This window comes from Rhizobium sp. NFACC06-2, from assembly GCF_900101425.1.
In the GTDB taxonomy this organism is placed as follows: domain Bacteria; phylum Pseudomonadota; class Alphaproteobacteria; order Rhizobiales; family Rhizobiaceae; genus Agrobacterium; species Agrobacterium leguminum.
Genome location: NZ_FMVA01000005.1, coordinates 117,061 through 131,500 on the forward strand (window position 1 = coordinate 117,061; position 14,440 = coordinate 131,500).

A 14,440-nucleotide genomic window follows, 5' to 3' on the forward strand; every position below is an offset into this window, starting at 1 on the left:
ATTGTGCCCAAGCCGCATTCCGCCTGTGGAGATTTGAAACTTGATCGGCCGCAAGGCCCGCTCTACATCTTGGTGCCGCCCAAGAATTCTTCATACGAAAGCGAGTTTCCCTTGCCGATTTTCAAGAACCTGCCTGCCGCCCCGACCGCCGAAAAACGGCCCGTTCAGGATACGCATCACGGCATTACCCGCACCGACGATTACGCATGGTTCCGGGCCGATAACTGGCAGGCCATGTTCAAGGACCCTACTCTGCTCGACCCGTCGATCCGCGCCCATCTGGAAGCGGAAAACGCCTATATGGAAGCGGCCATGGGTGACACCAAGGCGCTTCAGGAAAAACTTTTCGAGGAAATGAAGGGCCGCATCAAGCAGGATGATTCCTCCGTGCCGGTCAATGACGGTCCTTATGCTTACGGGACATTGTTCGTGACCGGCGGCGAGCAGCCGCATTATTTCCGCACCCCGCGCGGCGGCGGCGAAAAACACGTGCTGCTGAACGGCGACAAAGAGGCCGAGGGCAAGGATTATTTCCGTCTTGCCGGTCTCGACCAGTCCTCCGATCACAGCCACGGCATCTGGGGTTATGACGACAAGGGCTCGGAATATTTCACCCTGCGCATCCGCAACCTCGAAACCGGCGAAGACCTTGCCGATATCGTCGAAAACACCGGCGGCGGCGGCGCATGGGCGCCTGATGGCAAGAGCTTCTTCTATACGCTGCAGGACGAGAACCACCGCCCCTCCAAGGTCTTCCACCATATCATCGGCGAGCCGCAATCGTCCGACCGGCTGGTCTATGAGGAAAAGGACCCCGGTTTCTTCATGGGCGTCGGCGCGTCGGTGCTCGACGATTTCATCTTCATCGACATTCACGACCATGAGACCAGCGAATATCGCATTCTCTCCACCAAAGACCTGACGGCCGAGCCTGCTATCGTGGCGGAGCGCGAAGAGGGCATCGAATATTCGATGTGCGAAGGCGGCGATGTCTTCTTCATCCTCACCAATGACGGCGACGCCAAGGATTTCCGCATCGTGGAAGCGCCGGTGACAGCGCCTGGCAGGGAAAACTGGAAAGAGGTGGTCCCGCATGAGCCGGGCCGCCTTATCCTCTCCGTCGATGCCTATGCCCGCCATCTGATCTGGCTGGAGCGCCGTGACGGCCTGCCGCGCATCGTCATCCGCGACCGCCGCACCGGCGAGGAACATTCCATCGCCTTTGCCGAGGAGGCCTATTCGCTCGGTCTGCATGGCGCGGCGGAATATGACACTGACGTCATCCGCTTCTCCTATTCCTCGATGACGACACCGAGCCAGCTGTTCGATTACGACATGGTGACGCGCGAACGCACGCTTCTGAAGACGCAGGAAGTGCCCTCCGGCCACAACCCTGATGATTACATCACCCGCCGCATCATGGCCCCTGCCCATGACGGTGAGCTGGTGCCGGTCTCCCTGCTTTACCGCAAGGACGCGCCGCTCGATGGTTCCGCTCCCTGCCTGCTCTATGGCTATGGCGCTTACGGCATCACCATTCCCGCTTCCTTCTCCACCACGACGCTGTCTCTGGCGGACCGCGGCTTCATCTATGCCATCGCCCATATTCGCGGCGGCAAGGACAAGGGTTTCGAATGGTACGAAACCGGCAAGATGGAGGCCAAGCAGAATACCTTCAAGGATTTCATCGCCGCTGCCGATCATCTGGTTCAGGAAGGTTTCACCTCCTATAAGGGCATCATCGCCGAAGGCGGCTCGGCCGGGGGTATGCTGATGGGAGCCGTTGCCAATATGGCGCCGGAGAAATTCGCCGGCATCATCGCCGCCGTTCCCTTCGTGGACGTGCTGACCACCATGCTCGATGACACTTTGCCGCTCACCCCGCCCGAATGGCCGGAATGGGGCAATCCGCTGGAATCGGCGGAGGAGTATCAGTGGATCGCCGCCTATAGCCCCTATGACAATGTCGGTGCGAAGCCCTACCCGCCGATTCTGGCGCTATCCGGTCTCACCGACCCGCGTGTGACCTATTGGGAACCGACCAAATGGGTGGCGAAGCTGCGCGAAAAGACGACGGGAGAAGCGCCCATCCTGCTGAAAACCAATATGGCGGCGGGCCATGGCGGCAAGTCCGGCCGTTTCCAGCGATTGGAAGAAATCGCCTTCGAATATGCCTTCGCGCTTAAGGTGGCCGGCAGGGATGCCGTGTAAGACCCTGATTGCGAAACGGGCGGCGACAGAGCCGCCGCCCGGACAAAACAGTATGAAAATACCTTCAAAAAACCTCTTTCTGAATATTTTTTCCACAAAAACGCATCGCTTGCTTTTCTTTTAACTTCACTTTGCTGAAGCGTGGATTTTTATTTCGTATTACTAAAAGTCGCAATAGACTTGAGTAAATCCCAAATGCATTTCATGTATTACGCCACCTGAAAAAATGTTCCGGGAATCGAACGCATGGCTGCGATGCGCCATTTTGCGTTGCAATATCACTTTTTGGCCGTATTATGCCGGTCGTTGACATATTCATGCGCCTTTTCGCCGCGTTTCCTGCGGCAATGCCGCAGCGTGTTCTGTGGATATTCTTCTTGCCGTCTTTTTTCGGCTTTTCCATGCGCCATGTCAGTTCGCCCTTGGCAATCCGGGCTTTGCAGTGCTCCCGCTTTGCCAATTGAAAACACTGCATCAGACTTGGGGGTCTTACACATGAAGAAACTCCTCGCCTCGACCATTCTCGTAACGGGCTTTACCATCGCTGCCGGTGCAGCACATTCCGCCAATGCCGCCGAAGAGTGCGGCAGCATCTCCATCGCCGAAATGAACTGGGCATCCGCCGGTGTCGCGGCTTACGTCGACAAGTTCATCATGGAAAACGGCTATGACTGCACGGTCAATGTCGTCAGCGGCGATACCACTCCGACATTCACCTCGATGAACGAAAAGGGCCAGCCGGATATGGCGCCCGAAATGTGGGTGAACACCCTTGGCACCCCCTATGAGGACGCCGTCAAGAAGGGCAACCTCATCCAGGAAGTCAAAATCCTGAGCGAGGGCGGCGTCGAAGGCTGGTGGATCCCGAAATATCTTGCCGACGAACACCCTGACATCAAGACGGTTGAGGATGCACTCAAGCATCCCGAGCTTTTCCCGGCACCTGAAGATGCCAGCAAGGGTGCCGTTTTCGGCTGCCCGCCGGGCTGGGGCTGCCAGCCGACGACCGCCAACCTGTTCAAGGCACGCAAGGCTGACGAAAAGGGCTTTGCACTTGTTGATACCGGCTCCGCGGCCGGGCTGGATGGCTCTATTTCCAATGCGTACGAAAAGAAGCAGGGCTGGCTCGGCTATTATTGGGCTCCGACGGCCATTCTCGGCAAATACGATATGGTGAAGCTGGACGATGGCGTTCCGCTTGACCGCGCAGCTTACGACAATTGCATCGCCAAGCCCGACTGCGCTGACCCGAAGCCCAATGCCTATCCGGTCGCCGAGGTGTTCACGGTCGTGACCAAGGACTTCGCCGAAAAGGCCGGCCCTTCCATCGACTATATCCGCAAGCGGCAGTGGGACAACGACACCGTTGCCAAGGTTCTAGCGTGGATGGATGAGAACCAGGGTACCAACGAAGATGGGGCCGAGTATTTCCTCGAGAACCATGAGGAACTCTGGACGAAGTGGGTTTCGCCCGAGGTGGCGGAGAAGATCAAGGCTTCGATGTGATTGGTTGATGGGGGAGTCGGCGCAAGCCGCTTACCCCCCTCTGCCCTGCCGGGCATCTCCCCCTCAAGGGGGGAGATCGATTTGCGGCGGGGGTATCGCCCCACTCTCACGTTGCGGATGAAGCGATGCCGCTCGTCTTGCTGATCTCCCCCCTTGAGGGGGAGATGTCCGGCAGGACAGAGGGGGGTATCCCAGCCTCCATCGCCCGCCGCACCATCCCCAAAACCCAAAGGGAAAACAACAATAATGGCCCTCTGCACTTACCTGCCGGACATGCTCTGCAAGTTCCCGGCCATCGACAATTCCACGATGCGTGTGGCACGCAAGACCATCGATGATGGTTTTCGCGATATCGTGCGCAATTACGGCGATGCGATTGACGTCGTCGTGCATCCGCTGCAGCTTTTCCTCAATTCCTCGGAGCGGCTGTTCATCCAGACACCGTGGATCATCACGCTCCTCATCATTCTCGCCATCGTGCATCTGGCCGGTCGCAGCTTCAAGATCACGGCCGGAACCGCCCTTTCCCTGCTGATGATCGGTGCTGTCGGCCTCTGGCGCGATGCCATGACGACGCTCTCCATCGTCGCCATCGCCACCCTGATCGCCATCGTCATCGGCCTGCCGCTCGGCATCCTGATGGGTCGTTCCGAACGCCTGCAACGCCTCATCAATCCCGTGCTCGACGTGATGCAGACCCTGCCAAGCTTCGTTTATCTCATCCCCGTGGTGGTGATTTTCGGCATCGGCAAGGTACCGGGCCTGATCGCAGTGGTGATCTACGCCATTCCGCCCGTCATTCGCCTCACCAGCCTTGGCATTCGTCTGGTGGACCGCGAAGTGCTGGAAGCGGCCGATGCCTTCGGCTCCTCCAATGGCCAGAAGCTTTTCAATGTGCAGCTGCCGCTGGCGCTGCCCACCATCATGACCGGCATCAATCAGACCATCATGATGGCGCTCGCCATGGTCGTCGTCGCCTCCATGGTCGGTGTCGGCGGGCTCGGCAAGAACGTGCTGCAGGCCATCAATAACCAGTTCTTCACGGTGGGCTTCCTGAACGGTTTCGCTCTGGTCGCCATCGCCATCATGTTCGATCGGGCGAGCCAGGCTTTTGGCAAGCGCCTGCAGAAATACCGCGAGGTCTCCCATGGCTAAAAGCATCGAAATCCGCAACCTTTACAAGATCTTCGGCAAGCATCCCGAGAAATATCTCGAAGCGGTGCGATCCGGCATGGACAAGGCCGAACTGAACGACAAACACAACCACGTGCTTGGCCTCAACAACATCAACATCACCATGCCGGGCGGCAAGATCACCGTCGTCATGGGTCTTTCCGGCTCCGGCAAGTCGACGCTGATCCGCCACATCAACCGGCTGATCGACCCGACAGCGGGCGAGGTTCTGTATGACGGCGAGGATATCTGCGGCATGAGCGCCTCGGCGCTCAGGAAATTCCGCCGCCACAAGACGGCGATGGTGTTCCAGAAATTCGGCCTTCTGCCGCATCGCACCGTGCTGGAAAACAGCGTCTATGGCCTGGACATTCAGGGCGTACCGCGCGGCAGAAGCGAGGAAAAGGGCCGTTACTGGCTGGAGCGTGTCGGCCTTGCCGGTTACGAGGATTATTATCCGAACCAGCTTTCCGGCGGCATGCAGCAGCGCGTCGGCCTTGCCCGCGCACTTGCCAACGATGCCGATATTCTCCTGATGGACGAAGCCTATTCGGCGCTCGATCCGCTGATCCGCGTCGACATGCAGACCATGCTGCTCGATCTGCAGCAGGAGCTGAAAAAGACCGTGGTGTTCATCACCCACGATCTGGACGAGGCGCTCAGGCTCGGCGACCATATCGCCATTCTGAAAGACGGCGAAGTGGTGCAGCAGGGCGACGGCCAGAGCATCATCCTCTCCCCGGCAGATGGTTACGTCACCGACTTCGTGCGCGACGTCAATCGCGGCCGCGTGCTGCAGGCGACCACGGTGATGGAGCCGCTGGAGAGCCGCCCCGAGGGCATGCCCGTGCCGGAAAACGCGACGCTGGAAACGATTGCCCGCGACATGTCGGAAGCCAACGAGACCACCGCCCATGTGGTGGACGAGGACGGCAAACCGGTCGGCAGCATCGGCCTCGATACGCTGGTGGCTGCGATGGTGACGCCCGCGCCGCAGGAGGTTGAGGCGGAAGCGGTGGAGGAGCCGGAGAAGCTCCTGGAAGCGGTTATGCCTGTGGAGAAGGAAACGGCATAATCCGACACCGGACGGATTGGCCGCGTCCGCGACATTTCCTCTTTCCGTTATACCGGCCTTGAGCCGGTATCCAGCCAGCCCAAGTCCTTGGGCTGAAAGGACTCTTCCCGCCGCGCAGACGCGCGTCGACTGGATTCCGGTTCAAGGCCGGAATGACGGGAGTGAGGTGTTCACGGCGCCAGAAATTTAACCCGGACTGCAATGCCGCGAGGGACAAAGCTGGCAATCGCCTCCTGCCCCGCCCCCTTTATGCAAAAACGAAGCACTACTTCGCCGGCTGTCAACCCTTGGCGGTCGCTGCAGCGCAGCAAGCGCAAGTTTCAGGCAAGTCGCCGCCGTTAACCATTCGTTAACTTTTGAACGCGGAATCACCGACATGCAGATCGAAAGCAATATTGGCGGATATAACTATCAGGGTCGCATCCGCGACATCGAGAAAGCCGGCAGCGCACAGGCCGCGCCGGAAGAGCAGGCCGTGAAACGCGGCCCCGGCAATCCCACCGTTTCCAGCACCATTCTTTCCCAGTCGCTGGCCAATGTGCTGTGGGCCGTTGGCAACGGCAGCGCGCCCGCTTATCAGGATCCGGCGGCGGCTTCCGCCGAGGACAAGGCGGAAGCCGAGGTGGAATGGGTGCGCAGCGCCTATTCGGAATATACCGAATAGGCGATTCCAATCAGGCCCTTGCCGGGCTCACTTCCACCGTCACATGCGAGAGTTCATGTATGGCGGCAAGTTTCTGTTTGTAGAAAGCCGGCGCTTTCGGTGCCTGTGAATGGATCGCCACGATGGCGGCGTGATGCCCCGGCCCTACCTGCCAGACATGCAGGTCGGTGATGCGATCCTCTTCCGTCTCCACGCTTTCACGGATTTCCTGCGGCAAATCCTCCGCCGGCGGCAGCGCATCGAGCAGGGTCGTCGCCGTGGAGCGGATCAGCCCCCATGACCAGCGGGCGATGACCAGACCGCCAACGATGCCCATGGCCGGATCAAGAAACGACCAGCCGTTCCACTTGCCGAGCAGCAGCGCGACGATGGCGAGAACCGAAGTCAGCGCATCCGCCAGCACATGCAGATAGGCCGCGCGCAGATTATTGTCCCGCCCGCCCTTTGCGCCGTGGTCCGCATGGTGACCGGCATGCGAGCCGTGATCATGATGGGCGTGGCTGCCATGACCATGATGGGCATGCGAACCGTGGGCGTGGCCATGTCCATGTCCATGTCCATGTCCATGATCGTGGTGATGGTCATCCTTCAAAAGCACGGCGCTGAGGAGATTGACGGCAAGGCCGATGATGGCGACGAGGATAGCCTGGTTGAAATCGATCTCGACGGGATTGACGAGGCGCATCGCGCTTTCGACGGCAATCAGCAGCGCCACCACCGCCAGCACGATGGCGCTGGCAAAACCCGCCAGATCGCCGAACTTGCCGGTACCGAAGGTGAAGCGCGGATTGCGCGCCTCGCGGCGGGCATAAAGATAGGCGAGCGCCGAAATCAGCATCGCGCCGGCATGGGTAGACATGTGCCAGCCATCCGCCGTCAGCGCCATGGAGCCATACCAGTGGCCGGCAACGATTTCCGCCACCATCATGGCCGCGGTCAGCGCAATGACCATCCAAACACGCCTTTCGTTGCGCTCATGGTTCTGGCCAAGGAAAACATGGTCGTGACCGGCTGCTGCACGGTGTTCGGATGTCGTCGTCATGTCGCTAATCCTGTTCGATTTTACCGTATGTAGGTCTTCAGCACCTGGGCCAGCTCTTCCGCCGCCCGCGCCCGCTCGTCTTCATTTTCGGCATGCACCACATGCTCATGCAGATGCTCCTGCATCACCTCCCCGGTCAGGCCGGAAAGCGCGCCGCGCACCGAAGCGAGCAGCTGCAGCACCTCGCCGCAGGGCTTGGCATCATCCAGTGCGCGCTCCACCGCCTCCATCTGCCCTTTCAGACGGCGGATGCGGGCCAGAAGCTTCTCCTTGTTGCGGATCGTATGGGACATGGGCACCTCATATACTATAGGGGGGTATAGTATATTGCCGCTATTTTTTGCGCAAGGCGTGCATGACGCAATCTTCGGGAATGTTTCGGACCTTAAAAATGCCCCATCAGAACTAGGGGACTCACAGTCATGACGACTATCGCAGCAACCAGCAGCATCAATTTCGCCTCTCCCGTCGGCGGCATCGCGCCTGCGCATAACCGGGAGAGCCAGTCTACCACCGAGGCTTTGCAGGAGCTGACGCGGGCGGCCCATCGCGCCATTTCGGTGGCAGGCAATGTCGCCACCACCGTCGCCCCGCTGGCCGGCGCCTCCGCGAGCCTGGCTGCTGCTCTCTGGAACATGGACAGCGGCGTTTCCGCCTCCACTGGCGCCAATGCTGAGGTGGCCGCTTCCGCCCAGCCGGATATGGCAAGCCTCGAATCGCAGATTCTGAAGGCACTGGCCCAGGCGCTTGGCGTCAACGACGCCGCTTAAGGCCATTGAACCGGGGACGGAAAAGCCATATCTCTAGAGACTGGAGATATGGAGAAAAAGATGCTGTCCATCGGTGAACTGTCCAAACGCACGGGCGTCAAGGTGCCGACTATCCGTTATTACGAGCAGATGGGCCTCATCCGCGAAGCCGACCGTTCGGACGGCAACCAGCGCCGCTACGAAAAGACCGATCTCGAAAGGCTGGCCTTCATCCGCCATGCGCGCGATCTCGGGCTGAACATCGACGCCATCCGCGAACTGATCGCGCTTAGCCAGCACCGACAGATGCCCTGCGAAGGCGCGGACCGCATCGCCGCCGAACACCTCGCCCATGTGCGCGAGAAGATCGCCAGCCTGAAGAAGCTGGAGCATGAGCTGGAGCGCATCGTCTCCCATTGCCACGGCCATTCGATCGAGGATTGCTACGTCATCCGCGCGCTTTCCAATCACGGCATGTGCGAGGGTGAGCATTGATCGGAAAACCGGGCTTGACAGATTACGGATTCGGGCGCATTGGATGTCCCATGATCAACGAACGCGCACCCATCTCCTGCTCGTACTTTTGGGCCTACCTCTAAGGGCGGCTCGACAGATCATATTGTCAACAAGCCGCCGTCAGGCGGCTTTGTTGTTTCTCAAGCGTCCTGACGGCACCGATAAGACCAAAGGACCGAAAAATGACCGAAGATAGCTCCCTTACACTGGAAAGACCGCCCGTCGTCATCATTCGCGGCGCACGCAAGACGGATTTGCCGGAACTCAACGAGATGATCACGCTGCTTGCCTCCTACCACGGCGATGCGGCGGCGATCACGCCGGCGAAACTGGAACGCGACCTGTTCGGCCCGCTGCCGTGGGTACATGGCCTCGTGGCCGAAGCCGATGGCGCGCTGATCGGTTACGCCCTGCTTCTGCCCCTCTACAGGGCGCAGGAAGGCCGGCGCGGGCTTGAGCTGCATCATCTCTTCGTGCGCGATGGGCATCGCGGCCATGGCACCGGCCAGCATCTGGTTTCCCGCGCCCGCGATATCGCCAAGCGTCTCGGTTGCGACTATCTTTCCGTCAGCGCCACGACCGGCAATGTCGCGGCGCATCGTTTCTACGAAAACATGGATTTCGCGCCCCGGCCGGTCACCGGCATGCGCTACATGCAGTCCATCGCCTGATTAAAACCACGGAGACGGCCATGACACGGATCGCCATTGCGCTGGCGCAGGATTTTGCGGACTGGGAACCGGCGCTGCTTGCTGCCGCAGCCCGCAGTTATCTGGGCGTCGAGATCGTCTACGCTACCCCCGATGGCAGGCCGGTGACATCCATGGGCGGGCTGAATGTGACGCCTGACACATCCTATGACGCGCTTGATCCTGTTGGCATCGATGCGCTTGTCATTCCCGGCGGCTTGAGCTGGGAAAAGGGAACGGCTGTCGATCTTGGCGGGCTGGTGCACCGGTTTCGCGACAGGGACCGGCTGGTGGCCGGCATCTGCGCGGCGGCAAGCGCGCTCGGCGGCACGGGCGTCCTGAACGATGTCGCCCATACCGGCAATTCGCTGGCGTCCCACAAGGCTTATGCCGTCTATAGCGGCGAGGCGCTTTACCGCGACCAGCCGAAAGCGGTTAGCGATCGCGGCATCGTCACCGCCGCCGGCAGCGCGCCGGTCAGTTTCGCTGTGGAAATCCTGAAACACCTCGGCCTCTTTGGTCCGGAAGCCGAGGCGGAACTTCAGGTTTTTGCGGCGGAGCATCGCTGAGGCATAGCCGCCTCGGTTGTTTGCGCTCCCTCTACTCCCCGTCATTCCGGCCTTGAGCCGGAATGCAGCCGACGCGCGTCTGCGCGGTGAAAAGAGTCCTTTCAGCCCAAGGACTTGGGCTGGCTGGATCCCGACTCAAGGCCGGGGTGACGGCGGTGAAAACAGCGATGATTATCGCCGATCCAGCACCCGGCACACGCGCGCCGCTGGCTCCTCGCCCTCCCCGGCAATCGCACGGCGAATATCGCGGCTGTTCAGATGCAGGCTGCGGCCGGCGGGTAAATTCGACCCTTTTATCTTGCTGAGCGCCGCAGCGATAAAAGCGGCCTCGTGTTCATGAAAACAGGCGAGAGCGGCCTCGCGATCCGGGGCCGCCCCAAGGACAGCCTTGAAGGCAAGGCGGTGCACGGCGCAGAAAGCGCCGTGACCGGGAACGGCAAAACGCAGCGCATCGAGTTCCTCACTCCATTCCGCCGCGTCCTGCATGGATTTACGCCGACTGGAAGCGCTTCAGGAAAAACGCGCTCAATGTTCCGAGCAAAGCCCAGAAAACGAAGCTCGTGATGGTGGCGGCGACGATGAACTGACGCTCCAGCGGCAGCGGCGCCAGCGCATGTTCACCTTCCGGCGGCAAGGGTGCGCCGACCACATGCGGTGCGACGATCAGCACCAGCGCCAATACGATGGCCCAGGGTTCGCGGCGGAATGCGATCAGCGCAATGCCGCCCGCGGTTGCGGCAACCGTCGCAAGCCACCAGATCTGCCGCGCCTCAAGTGCGGCAGCCGGGCTGCCCGGCAGTTCCGGCGGCAGGCCGATCATCGGCGCCAGCATGACGGCGGCAAAACCGGCAACGCCCCAGAGAAGGCCTTCGCGCCAGCCGCCATTCGTGCCACGCAGCGAAATCAGGCCGGTCAGCACCAGCGCATAACCGATGGCAGTCAGCACATTGGCGGCGACGGTATAGGCGGTGCGCTCGAAGCCATCGGCCGGAGCCCAGGCCTCGTCATTGTGCTCATGGGCGGGAACGGCAGCGCCGGGGGCCGCCGCATCATGGCTGTGGGGCGCTTCGCCGGCGCTTTCATAGGTTTCCGCCTGAAGGATGAGCGGCGTCGTGCTAAAAGCCTGCATTGCCGAGACGGCGAAACCGCCAAGAATGCCGACGAGAACGGCGGTAAAGACGATATTGCGAAAAGACGACATGCCGTTCCCCTCAATGGCAGGGGAAGGCATTGGCATGACGCGTGTCATGCGCAGCGTTATGAACGGCTTCCACATGGGAAAAGCCGACAAAACCGACAACGAACAGGCCAAGCACGATCGCCGTCAGCGATTGCGCGAAGCTGGTTGTTTTTGCGGAAACGGCGGCGTTGGCCGTATTCTGGTTGATGGACATGGTGACCCCTCTCCGGCGCGACCCCGCGCCTTTGGACGCGACCGGACGGCAAAGGCCGTCGAGCCGCTACGATACACTTCACCACGGGGATACGAGACTGACACAGGGAGGCGTCGATCCCGCCACCCTGAAATTCCGCTCTTCCGGACACCCCGCCGGCATGGATATTTCCGCGATGGCAGGTCTCCTGGCTTACGGGTCAAAACCTGAAACACCTTCCCGGCGTCACCCTCTCTGGAAACCTTCGGTTCCCGGCGAGATGGCTTGCCAGTGGCATTTCGTTTCAGGCTCTCCGCTCACAGTTGCGGGGGCAGCCACGAATGAGGATCTCTCCCTATCGTGTTCCCTTTTCACCTTCCGGAACGCCCGGAAGGAACCATCACAGGATTGTTATCCGATGGGCAGGGTCGGGAGTCAATGGTGGGCCTGCTTTCGAACTGCGCGCCGTCGCCTCCATCTCCGTCACCCCGGACTAGATCCGGGGTCCAGCGCGATCAAGTCCTTGATCGCAAGAGACTCTTCTCACGGCGCAGACGCGCCGTGGCTGGATGCCGGATCTAGTCCGGCATGACGGCTGAGGGTTACCGCGACGGTATGGCCTTCAGATAGGCGGCAATCGCATCGCGGTCTTCAGGCGTCAGATGCGCCATGTTCTGCTGCACCTTGACCATGGAGCCGCCGACGCTGTCGAATTCCGGGGTGAAGCCGTTTTCCAGATAGCTCGCAATATCGGCCTCGGCCCAGCTGCCGATGCTTTGCGAGCCGGGGGTAATGTCGGGAATGCGGCCCTCGCCTTCCGGGTTGGGACCGCCGGCCAGCCACTTGTCTTTCACGAAACCGCCAAGCGCGTTGCGCGGCGTGTGGCATTCGCCGCAATGGCCCGGCCCTTCCACCAGATATTGGCCGCGCAGCAATTCGGCATTGGCATTGGCAAGCTCCACGCGGGGCCGCGCCGAGGGGTCGAAATAAAGGAATTTCCAGCCGCCCAGCGCCATGCGCAGATTGAAGGGGAACGGCAACTCGTGATCCGGCGCATCGTTCTGGCTGGCCGGCAGGGCTTTCAGATAACCGAAGAGATCGTTGATGTCCTTCTGCGTCATGCGGGCATAGGAGGCATAGGGAAAGGACGGGTAGAGATGTTCGCCGTTCCTGCCAACACCGCGCGTCATCGCATCGCCGAATTCCGCCAGCGTCCAGCTGCCGATGCCATGCTGCGGATCGGAGGAAATATTGGGGACATGGAAGGTGCCGAAGGGGCTTTTCAGCGCCTGCCCGCCCGAAAGCGTCAACAGCGCCTCGCCTTTCGCATCGGGTGCGGCATGGCAGCTTGCGCAGCCGCCCGCCCAGAACAGCGTTTCGCCATTGGCCAGATCCGGTTCGCCCAGGCTGACCCAGTGGCTGGGCGCCTGCCGCTGAGGCGCGGTGACCCAGGCGAATATGCCGTAGCCCGCAATGGCCGCGACGACGGCCCCGCCCACGAGTTTCGTCCAGATGGAGGACATGCCCCTCTCCCCATTCTCACCTGACCCGGTCAGATGTCTTTCGTGCCTGAGAAAACGCCGCCGGTAAGCGGCGTTTCCAAAGTGCTGCGATTATTTCTTCAGACGATAGGTCTGGTGGCAGGTGCCGCAATCGGCGCCCAGCGTCTTCATGGCGGTGGCGACGCCCGCCTGATCGGTGGGGAGATTGGCGAGAACCATGTCCGCATCCGTACCGAGCTTGGCGGCCTTGGCCTTGAAGTCGTCGAAATTTTCCCAGATGGCGGGGGCAGCGGCGCTGCCGGTCTCGGTGCCGGCGGGGAACTGGTCCGGGAAAGCCTTGGCGTTGGTGCCGATGGTGGTTACGGCAGTCTTGACGGTATCGGCGTCAAAGGGCTTTTCGCCCTTGGAGATGGCGGCGAGCGAACCCATCGCCCCACCGATCTGCTTCATCATGCCTTCACGTTTTTCGACTTCGCCGGCAGCGTAGACCGCTCCGGCGCAAAGACAGCCGAACAGCATGGCCGCGGTGATGGTTTTCAGTTTCATGCAACTCTCCTTGATTCCGGCCGGGACACCGGACGCTTGATGGAACGGCGCGAGGATGCCCTTTCCGGATGGCGAAAAGAAGTCACATTGCGGTGAATTCCATCGTGAAAACAGAAGCCTAAGACAAGGCCTCCCACAGTGTCAGCAGCGCTGCGGCAATCAGCATGAAACCGGCGGCGCGGCCGATGAAGATCGTGGCGGCGGGCGAAGAAACCAGCCATGCCCGGCTTTTATCCGCCGTCAGCGCCAGCGCGCCATAGACCGTGAACTGCGTGACCGCCACCATCGCGCCCATCACCAGCCCCTGCATCCAGATCGGACCATAGGCCGGTTTGAGAAATTGCGGATAGATCGCCATCATGAACAGATAGGCCTTCGGATTGGAAAGGCAGGTCAGCACCGCCCGCCAGAAGGCCTTTCTGACCGAAGCACTCGCCTGCGCCTCATCGCCGTTCACGACAATCGCGCTGCGCATCAGGCCGATGCCGATCCAGATCATATAGGCGGCGCCGAAAACCAGAAGCGGCAGGAACAGCGACGGCATCCAGGCGGCAAGCATGCCGACGCCCAGGGCGCCGTAAAGCGAATGCACGATGCCGCCGGCGCTCATGCCGCTTGCGGCGGAAAGACCCGTTCTCTTGCCGCCCGTCAGCGCGCTTGCCAGCACGAACAGCATATCCATGCCCGGCAGGATGATGATGCCGAACAGGACCAGAAAGAAAAGCCAGAGATTTTCGGCGTAACTCATGTCAGTATCTCCCAAAACGGTTCACGACACATTCGGGAAAATCCATGTTTCTCAATGTGTTTTTCGGTTTATAGGGA

18 protein-coding genes and 1 riboswitch are annotated in these 14,440 nt (G+C 60.7%); of the genes, 9 read left to right on the forward strand and 9 right to left on the reverse strand.

Annotation, left to right across the window (positions count from 1 at the left end; genetic code table 11):
* The first annotated feature begins 111 nt into the window (after nucleotides 1-111).
* Nucleotides 112-2,211, forward strand: a complete 2,100-nt coding sequence (locus F3H58_RS11185) for a S9 family peptidase (RefSeq protein WP_149742234.1) — start codon at nucleotides 112-114, stop codon at nucleotides 2,209-2,211.
* Between the two features lie 278 nt (nucleotides 2,212-2,489).
* On the opposite strand, the gene F3H58_RS27215 is transcribed toward F3H58_RS11185, so the two are convergent.
* On the reverse strand, nucleotides 2,490-2,708 hold the full coding sequence (locus F3H58_RS27215; RefSeq protein WP_162540018.1) for a hypothetical protein: 219 nt from the start codon (nucleotides 2,706-2,708) through the stop codon (nucleotides 2,490-2,492).
* Here F3H58_RS27215 and F3H58_RS11195 point away from each other — a divergent pair.
* The 4 genes from F3H58_RS11195 (at nucleotide 2,707) to F3H58_RS11210 (ending at nucleotide 6,629) form a co-directional block, all read left to right on the forward strand.
* Entirely contained in the window at nucleotides 2,707-3,717 is a 1,011-nt protein-coding gene (locus tag F3H58_RS11195) for an ABC transporter substrate-binding protein (protein WP_149742236.1), read from the forward strand. The two genes, F3H58_RS27215 and F3H58_RS11195, sit on opposite strands and share 2 nt — an antisense overlap.
* A 246-nt stretch (nucleotides 3,718-3,963) precedes the next feature.
* Nucleotides 3,964-4,872 (forward strand): ABC transporter permease, encoded by a 909-nt coding sequence (locus tag F3H58_RS11200; RefSeq protein ID WP_149742237.1) that lies wholly within the window; start codon nucleotides 3,964-3,966, stop codon nucleotides 4,870-4,872.
* On the forward strand, nucleotides 4,865-5,965 hold the full coding sequence (locus tag F3H58_RS11205) for a quaternary amine ABC transporter ATP-binding protein (RefSeq protein WP_149742238.1): 1,101 nt from the start codon (nucleotides 4,865-4,867) through the stop codon (nucleotides 5,963-5,965). The genes F3H58_RS11200 and F3H58_RS11205 overlap by 8 nt, the downstream gene beginning before the upstream one ends.
* A 376-nt stretch (nucleotides 5,966-6,341) precedes the next feature.
* Nucleotides 6,342-6,629, forward strand: a complete 288-nt coding sequence (locus F3H58_RS11210) for a hypothetical protein (protein WP_149742239.1) — start codon at nucleotides 6,342-6,344, stop codon at nucleotides 6,627-6,629.
* Nucleotides 6,630-6,639: 10 nt separating this feature from the next.
* On the opposite strand, the gene dmeF is transcribed toward F3H58_RS11210, so the two are convergent.
* Complete coding sequence (dmeF, locus tag F3H58_RS11215; RefSeq protein ID WP_149742240.1) at nucleotides 6,640-7,671, reverse strand: CDF family Co(II)/Ni(II) efflux transporter DmeF; 1,032 nt, start codon at nucleotides 7,669-7,671, stop codon at nucleotides 6,640-6,642.
* A 20-nt stretch (nucleotides 7,672-7,691) separates the two neighbouring features.
* Nucleotides 7,692-7,964 (reverse strand): Ni(II)/Co(II)-sensing transcriptional repressor DmeR, encoded by a 273-nt coding sequence (dmeR, locus tag F3H58_RS11220; RefSeq protein WP_003509296.1) that lies wholly within the window; start codon nucleotides 7,962-7,964, stop codon nucleotides 7,692-7,694.
* 129 nt (nucleotides 7,965-8,093) lie between these two features.
* Here dmeR and F3H58_RS27220 point away from each other — a divergent pair, with 129 nt between their 5' ends.
* The 4 genes from F3H58_RS27220 (at nucleotide 8,094) to F3H58_RS11240 (ending at nucleotide 10,194) form a co-directional block, all read left to right on the forward strand.
* Nucleotides 8,094-8,441 (forward strand): hypothetical protein, encoded by a 348-nt coding sequence (locus tag F3H58_RS27220; protein WP_188128875.1) that lies wholly within the window; start codon nucleotides 8,094-8,096, stop codon nucleotides 8,439-8,441.
* Between the two features lie 60 nt (nucleotides 8,442-8,501).
* Nucleotides 8,502-8,915, forward strand: coding sequence for a MerR family transcriptional regulator (locus tag F3H58_RS11230; protein WP_003522268.1), 414 nt, complete (start codon nucleotides 8,502-8,504; stop codon nucleotides 8,913-8,915).
* A gap of 203 nt (nucleotides 8,916-9,118) precedes the next feature.
* Nucleotides 9,119-9,607 (forward strand): GNAT family N-acetyltransferase, encoded by a 489-nt coding sequence (locus F3H58_RS11235; RefSeq protein WP_003509304.1) that lies wholly within the window; start codon nucleotides 9,119-9,121, stop codon nucleotides 9,605-9,607.
* 20 nt (nucleotides 9,608-9,627) lie between these two features.
* The gene (locus F3H58_RS11240) at nucleotides 9,628-10,194 is read left to right on the forward strand and encodes a type 1 glutamine amidotransferase family protein (RefSeq protein WP_149742241.1); all 567 of its coding nucleotides are present in this window, start codon (nucleotides 9,628-9,630) and stop codon (nucleotides 10,192-10,194) included.
* Nucleotides 10,195-10,365: 171 nt separating this feature from the next.
* Here the strand turns inward: F3H58_RS11240 and F3H58_RS11245 are convergent, their stop codons facing one another.
* The 6 genes from F3H58_RS11245 to F3H58_RS11270 all read right to left on the reverse strand — a co-directional run bounded on the left by F3H58_RS11245 (nucleotide 10,366) and on the right by F3H58_RS11270 (nucleotide 14,363).
* On the reverse strand, nucleotides 10,366-10,680 hold the full coding sequence (locus F3H58_RS11245; protein ID WP_149742242.1) for a hypothetical protein: 315 nt from the start codon (nucleotides 10,678-10,680) through the stop codon (nucleotides 10,366-10,368).
* 4 nt (nucleotides 10,681-10,684) lie between these two features.
* On the reverse strand, nucleotides 10,685-11,395 hold the full coding sequence (locus F3H58_RS11250) for a CbtA family protein (protein ID WP_149742243.1): 711 nt from the start codon (nucleotides 11,393-11,395) through the stop codon (nucleotides 10,685-10,687).
* A 10-nt stretch (nucleotides 11,396-11,405) separates the two neighbouring features.
* A complete protein-coding gene (locus F3H58_RS11255) occupies nucleotides 11,406-11,588 on the reverse strand; it encodes a CbtB domain-containing protein (protein ID WP_003522264.1) in 183 nt (60 codons plus the stop codon).
* 160 nt (nucleotides 11,589-11,748) lie between these two features.
* Nucleotides 11,749-11,984: riboswitch (cobalamin riboswitch) on the reverse strand.
* Nucleotides 11,985-12,169: 185 nt separating this feature from the next.
* Complete coding sequence (locus tag F3H58_RS11260) at nucleotides 12,170-13,090, reverse strand: c-type cytochrome (protein ID WP_149742244.1); 921 nt, start codon at nucleotides 13,088-13,090, stop codon at nucleotides 12,170-12,172.
* A 90-nt stretch (nucleotides 13,091-13,180) separates the two neighbouring features.
* Nucleotides 13,181-13,615, reverse strand: coding sequence for a c-type cytochrome (locus F3H58_RS11265; protein WP_003522262.1), 435 nt, complete (start codon nucleotides 13,613-13,615; stop codon nucleotides 13,181-13,183).
* 118 nt (nucleotides 13,616-13,733) lie between these two features.
* Nucleotides 13,734-14,363: a LysE family translocator gene (locus F3H58_RS11270; RefSeq protein WP_003522261.1), complete on the reverse strand. Its 630-nt coding sequence runs from the start codon at nucleotides 14,361-14,363 to the stop codon at nucleotides 13,734-13,736.
* Nucleotides 14,364-14,440 lie beyond the last annotated feature (77 nt).

Bases quoted from the DNA above. Each gene is read 5' to 3' on its own strand.
- F3H58_RS11195 (WP_149742236.1), top strand. From the start codon at position 2,707: ATGAAGAAACTCCTCGCCTCGACCATTCTCGTAACGGGCTTTACCATC.
- F3H58_RS27215 (WP_162540018.1), bottom strand. From the start codon at position 2,708: ATGTGTAAGACCCCCAAGTCTGATGCAGTGTTTTCAATTGGCAAAGCG.
- F3H58_RS11200 (WP_149742237.1), top strand. From the start codon at position 3,964: ATGGCCCTCTGCACTTACCTGCCGGACATGCTCTGCAAGTTCCCGGCC.
- F3H58_RS11205 (WP_149742238.1), top strand. From the start codon at position 4,865: ATGGCTAAAAGCATCGAAATCCGCAACCTTTACAAGATCTTCGGCAAG.
- F3H58_RS11210 (WP_149742239.1), top strand. From the start codon at position 6,342: ATGCAGATCGAAAGCAATATTGGCGGATATAACTATCAGGGTCGCATC.
- dmeF (WP_149742240.1), bottom strand. From the start codon at position 7,671: ATGACGACGACATCCGAACACCGTGCAGCAGCCGGTCACGACCATGTT.
- dmeR (WP_003509296.1), bottom strand. From the start codon at position 7,964: ATGTCCCATACGATCCGCAACAAGGAGAAGCTTCTGGCCCGCATCCGC.
- F3H58_RS27220 (WP_188128875.1), top strand. From the start codon at position 8,094: ATGACGACTATCGCAGCAACCAGCAGCATCAATTTCGCCTCTCCCGTC.
- F3H58_RS11230 (WP_003522268.1), top strand. From the start codon at position 8,502: ATGCTGTCCATCGGTGAACTGTCCAAACGCACGGGCGTCAAGGTGCCG.
- F3H58_RS11235 (WP_003509304.1), top strand. From the start codon at position 9,119: ATGACCGAAGATAGCTCCCTTACACTGGAAAGACCGCCCGTCGTCATC.
- F3H58_RS11240 (WP_149742241.1), top strand. From the start codon at position 9,628: ATGACACGGATCGCCATTGCGCTGGCGCAGGATTTTGCGGACTGGGAA.
- F3H58_RS11245 (WP_149742242.1), bottom strand. From the start codon at position 10,680: ATGCAGGACGCGGCGGAATGGAGTGAGGAACTCGATGCGCTGCGTTTT.
- F3H58_RS11250 (WP_149742243.1), bottom strand. From the start codon at position 11,395: ATGTCGTCTTTTCGCAATATCGTCTTTACCGCCGTTCTCGTCGGCATT.
- F3H58_RS11255 (WP_003522264.1), bottom strand. From the start codon at position 11,588: ATGTCCATCAACCAGAATACGGCCAACGCCGCCGTTTCCGCAAAAACA.
- F3H58_RS11260 (WP_149742244.1), bottom strand. From the start codon at position 13,090: ATGTCCTCCATCTGGACGAAACTCGTGGGCGGGGCCGTCGTCGCGGCC.
- F3H58_RS11265 (WP_003522262.1), bottom strand. From the start codon at position 13,615: ATGAAACTGAAAACCATCACCGCGGCCATGCTGTTCGGCTGTCTTTGC.
- F3H58_RS11270 (WP_003522261.1), bottom strand. From the start codon at position 14,363: ATGAGTTACGCCGAAAATCTCTGGCTTTTCTTTCTGGTCCTGTTCGGC.